Source organism: Thioclava sp. F28-4 (genome assembly GCF_002020045.1).
Lineage (GTDB): Bacteria > Pseudomonadota > Alphaproteobacteria > Rhodobacterales > Rhodobacteraceae > Thioclava > Thioclava sediminum.
Genome location: NZ_MPZQ01000069.1, coordinates 1 through 323, shown reverse-complemented (window position 1 = coordinate 323; position 323 = coordinate 1). Strand labels below are relative to the sequence as shown.

The following is a 323-nucleotide window of genomic DNA, read 5'->3' as shown; positions in this document are numbered from 1 at the left end:
GCGTCTTCGTGTTCCTCGCGGGTGATGGACCGGAAGTCCATGTTCGGGCAGCAGTGCTGCTTCGAAGGGCAGGCCTGACAGATGTGCTTCAAGCCGCGGTATTTGGCGACGCCCTTGCCGGTCGGTCCTCTGTTCGGGTCGGAATAGTTCCGGCGGAACTGCTTCAGCGTCTGGCCCTCTGGGCAGATGTATTGATTGTTTTCGGCGTCCCACTCGAAGTCGGCCCGAGTCCAGGTGCCATCGTTACGGCCCGACTTGTCCAAGACGGGGATGTGCGGCGCGATCTTGCGCTCGACCAGCCAACCCAGCATCGGCCCGGTGCC

Annotated in this window: 1 pseudogene; it reads right to left on the bottom strand. The window is 62.8% G+C overall.

What is annotated here, in order from left to right:
* Positions 1-323, bottom strand: a pseudogene (locus BMI87_RS21915) (IS5/IS1182 family transposase); the annotation flags it as partial.